The sequence below is a fragment of the Cyanobacteria bacterium GSL.Bin1 genome (assembly GCA_009909085.1).
Taxonomy (GTDB): Bacteria; Cyanobacteriota; Cyanobacteriia; order Cyanobacteriales; family Rubidibacteraceae; genus Halothece.
On sequence record JAAANX010000131.1, the window covers coordinates 1 to 4,352 of the forward strand.

Annotated in this window: 4 protein-coding genes; 3 read left to right on the top strand and 1 reads right to left on the bottom strand. The window is 46.0% G+C overall.

What is annotated here, in order from left to right:
• Positions 1–573 precede the first annotated feature (573 nt).
• Positions 574–1,182: a membrane-anchored protein gene (locus GVY04_16605; protein NBD17689.1), complete on the bottom strand. Its 609-nt coding sequence runs from the start codon at positions 1,180–1,182 to the stop codon at positions 574–576.
• Positions 1,183–1,315: 133 nt separating this feature from the next.
• On the opposite strand from GVY04_16605, the gene GVY04_16610 reads away from it, so the two are divergent.
• The 3 genes from GVY04_16610 (at position 1,316) to GVY04_16620 (ending at position 4,049) form a co-directional block, all read left to right on the top strand.
• Positions 1,316–1,582: a DUF370 domain-containing protein gene (locus tag GVY04_16610; protein NBD17690.1), complete on the top strand. Its 267-nt coding sequence runs from the start codon at positions 1,316–1,318 to the stop codon at positions 1,580–1,582.
• Positions 1,583–1,593: 11 nt separating this feature from the next.
• The gene (locus tag GVY04_16615) at positions 1,594–2,145 is read left to right on the top strand and encodes a guanylate kinase (GenBank protein ID NBD17691.1); all 552 of its coding nucleotides are present in this window, start codon (positions 1,594–1,596) and stop codon (positions 2,143–2,145) included.
• Between the two features lie 137 nt (positions 2,146–2,282).
• Positions 2,283–4,049 (top strand): alpha-glucosidase, encoded by a 1,767-nt coding sequence (locus tag GVY04_16620; protein NBD17692.1) that lies wholly within the window; start codon positions 2,283–2,285, stop codon positions 4,047–4,049.
• Positions 4,050–4,352 lie beyond the last annotated feature (303 nt).

The window sequence follows — 4,352 nt, forward strand, 5'->3', positions numbered from 1 at the left end:
GAAATCCACTAATAAATACCTCCTTCAGTCTCCTCTAACAAGGAGCGATTATTGTTATAAGTGAGCATTAAAAAGCAAGGGTAAAGCACTTCATCTCTACAGCACAGGTCTTAAGCGAGAATCTGTGGACCGGGTGTTCACAGAGGGCTACTCTCCGAACGGGGCAGGAAGGCAATATCGCTTCCATAGATTTTTGTTTATCAATATATTAATTTCTACGTAATTAAGTCTATCGTAAAAGGCATAGATTTTTGCACTCTCTAACATGGATTTGAAACGCAATCTCAAATTCAAATCATAAGTTTTTCTTAATATGTGGCAATCCCCGCCTCGGGTTAATGTGAATTGCAATCACAGAGTTTTCTCAATGCGACATGCCCTTTACAGAAGTCACCGCAAGCACTCCTCCTCTACTGATGTTGGAAAAATCCTGCATCACCAAGGTGAGTCGCTTCTTCGACTCGGATCAGCGCGATCGCTTCGTGCTAACACTCCCAGAATGAGACCACGCGCCAGGCATCACCAAAAGTGAGCCAGAGTTTGAAATCTAAACCAAAATCAAGCAAAAACCACTCAAAAGCGGTAATTTTTCTCCCCCAACCACAGACTAATCGGAACTGCATTTCCCCCTTCATCTACTTTCACTTCTACGACAAACGGACGTTCTTCCTCCGTACGACCTTGGCGTTGATTAATTTCCCGATTAATCGTGTCTCGTTGCGCTTCTGGGAAATAATACCGTTCCAGTCCATAATCAACCCAAGCCTTATTTAACTCTCCTTGAATGGCAACTTGATTTGGCGGCAGGTCAACGGGCGGTTGGTGACGCACCGCGATCGCGCCCCAAGGAGAAGGTGGCTTTGTCTGATTGTCGCGAGTGGGGGCTTGTAAAATGACATAGAGGGTTGTGCCGTTAGGCGGGGAGGTTTCCTCGAGTCGGCTGGTTTGACGCACAACCGTTTCCCAACCAGAGAGGGCTTTCACGGCTTCTAAACGAGAGATGTCATAGCGCAACGTTTGGGAATATCCTCTCAAAAAATCGTAAGGATCAACGGGAACGGTTTGCAAGATAACTTTAGTTCCTGTGAGATGAGTATAAATGGCTTGCGCTGGTATAGCACAAATTAGAGCAATTTGAAAGCCAAGAGGAAGTAAGAAACGAGTCAGGGACAGTTTATTCATAAAGCATGGGTCAGAAAAACGACACAAAATCCGAGATATGTATCCGTTTTAATGGTAGAGAGTTTTTTTTGTCGATAACATGGAAACTGAGGATCAGTGGCTCATTAATGAGCAAGGAATTGCTGTTTGCGGTATGGATATGCAGCTTATTAATATTGGATTTGGAAATATTGTTTGTGCGAATCGGGTGGTGGCGATTGTTAGTCCCGAATCAGCCCCCATCAAGCGTATTGTGACTGATGCGCGCGATCGCGGTCAACTGGTTGATGCTACCTATGGTCGGCGCACCCGCGCTGTCATTATTACTGACTCCAGTCATATTATTCTATCGGCTATTCAGCCGGAAACAGTTGCACATCGCTTTGTTTTGAGTAAAGATAACCAAGCAGCCAGTAACTAATTTAAGAATTCATGACAAGCGGTCAACTAATCGTCTTGACGGGACCGAGTGGTGTAGGCAAAGGGACTTTAGTGAAACAACTCCTCGCTCGTCATCCACAACTGAGTGTTTCCATCTCAGCAACAACGCGTCCACCGCGGGCTGGAGAAAGGGATGGGGAAGATTATTTTTTCTTATCTCGGGAAAAGTTTGAAGAAATGATGATAGCGGGAGAACTATTAGAGTGGGCAGAGTATGCAGGAAATTATTATGGGACTCCCCGTCAGGCGGTGGAAGATAAACTCCAAAAAGGAGAACAGGTCGTTTTGGAAATTGAAGTGGTGGGCGCGAGAAAAATTCAAGAAAGTTTCCCAGAAGCCAAGCGAGTGTTTATTCTTCCCCCCTCTTTGTCTGTCCTAGAAGAACGCTTAGCCAAACGGGGGAAAGATAGTCCAGACGCGATCGCGCAACGTCTTGATCATGCCAAAGCCGAAATTGCTGCCGCAAATGAGTTTGATTATTCTATTGTCAACGATGACCTAGATCGTGCCTTAAGTGAACTGGAAGCGATCATCTTCAAGTAACCGCTTGCTCATTTTTCTGTGCGTTACGCCTATGTAGAATTAATTTTGCAAGGTCGCTTACCCTTTTCCTCCTCTCGTCAGAATCGATCTGCTTCAACTTCAGGCGATCATAGAGTTTGATAGGAGGAAGATGTCTCATGAAGATTACTGACCTCAGATACAATGAAAAATGGTGGCGTAATCCAGTCATTAATCGACGGGCATGGACATGGGAAGATGCCCACAATATGCAGCAAAGCGGGAAATGGTGGCAACACGCCGTCATTTATCAGGTTTATCCTCTTAGCTTCCAAGATACAGGCGGTAATGGTTTTGGCGATCTCAAAGGGATTATCGCCAAAATGGACTACATTGCCTCGCTGGGTGTGGATGCCATTTGGCTCTCTCCCATTTGTGAATCCCCTATGGAAGATATGGGCTATGATATCACCGATTTAATGGATATAGATCCGATTTTTGGTGATTTAAAAGACTTTGATCGTCTCTTAGCAGTGGCCCACACGTTTGGTCTCAAGGTAATTATGGATCAAGTGTGGAGTCATACCTCAGATCAGCATCCCTGGTTTGTGGAAAGTCGTTCTAGTCAGGATAACGCCAAAGCGAACTGGTATGTTTGGGCAGATGGGAAACCAGATGGATCGCCGCCCAATAATTGGTATTCTGCATTTACTGGCAAAAGTGGCTGGCATTGGGATAAGGTGCGTCAGCAGTATTACTTTGCCAACTTTTTACCCTGTCAACCGGACTTAAACTGGCATCATCCAGACGTCGTCGATGTGATTCTCAAACGGGCAAAATTCTGGCTAAAGCGAGGCGTAGATGGCTTTCGTTTAGATGCAGTGAACTTCTTTACTCATGATCCGCAACTGCGAGATAATCCACCGCGCCCTAAAGAGGCTCCTGATCCCGATGGAATTGCACCGGATAACCCGATGGTACAACAGTTGTTTAAGTATCATTTTTGTCGTCCAGAAACTCTAGACGCCTTAAAGCCCCTACGAGAACTGGTTGATGAATATTCTGGTGTCGTGACGCTGGGAGAAGTTACCCTCTGCGAAGATTCGATCGCGCTATCTGGAGAATATGTCGCTGGCGATCAACGCCTCCATCTTGCCTACAATAGTGCCTTACTGGAAGAAGAACCCCTCACCGCCGGATTAATGCAAAACATCATTAAACGAGTGCAACGGCATTTTACAAAAGGGGGACAATGTTGGATGTTAGGCAATCATGATTATGGTCGGCTGCGATCGCGCTGGACAGGTGCTGATTTAGAAGGACAACCTTATCCTGACGACTTTTATCATCTGGTAGCTGCCCTCTTACTGTCCCTTCCTGGGGCACTCTGCCTCTACCAGGGCGATGAACTGGGTTTACCGGAAGCAAAAATCCCGAAAGATATCCCTGAAAATCGCATTCAAGATCCTTTCGGGCGTGCCCTCTATCCAACCCTTCTCGGACGAGACGGTTCTCGCACTCCCATGCCTTGGTCACGCCGTGCAGCCAATGGCGGTTTTACGGAAGCCGATGAACCTTGGCTTCCCATTCCTAAAAAACATCTTTCCTTTGCCGTTGACGTGCAAAACGAAGATCCGAACTCGTTGCTCAATACGTGGCGGAAACTGCTGCATTGGCGAAAACAACAACCCGCTCTCATCGCCGGTAACTTTACTCTCTTAGAAGATACCAAAGAACCCTTGTTTGGGTTTATGCGGGAATATGCTGAACAACGACTGCTCTGTCTCTTCAATATTAGCGATCAGCCTGTTGAATATGATCTCACCAGCAATGCCGACTGTGAATCAGTAATTGGACTATCACAGCAAATTGTGCGTAGCGATGATCATATTAATCTTCCCCCCTACGGTTACTACTTTGCCCATTTGCCCAGCCGAGAAATGTAAAGTGCTATTGCTCATAAGAGTGATTTTTCTTTGCGGCATACTCACTTGCTCATTCAATCAGGAGGAACCTTGATGTCACACCTAGACCCTCACAACTGGTGGCGTCGTGCGGTTATTTATCAAATCTATCCCCGTAGCTTTCATGACAGTAATGGGGATGGTATTGGCGATTTACCCGGGATTATCTTAATGTGACGATTCATCCCCCACTATAGCGTCAGATTAGTGGGGGATGAATCGTCACCAAACAAATAAAAGTCCGACAGGACATCCTTCGACAGGCTCAGGAACACCTTAAACAGA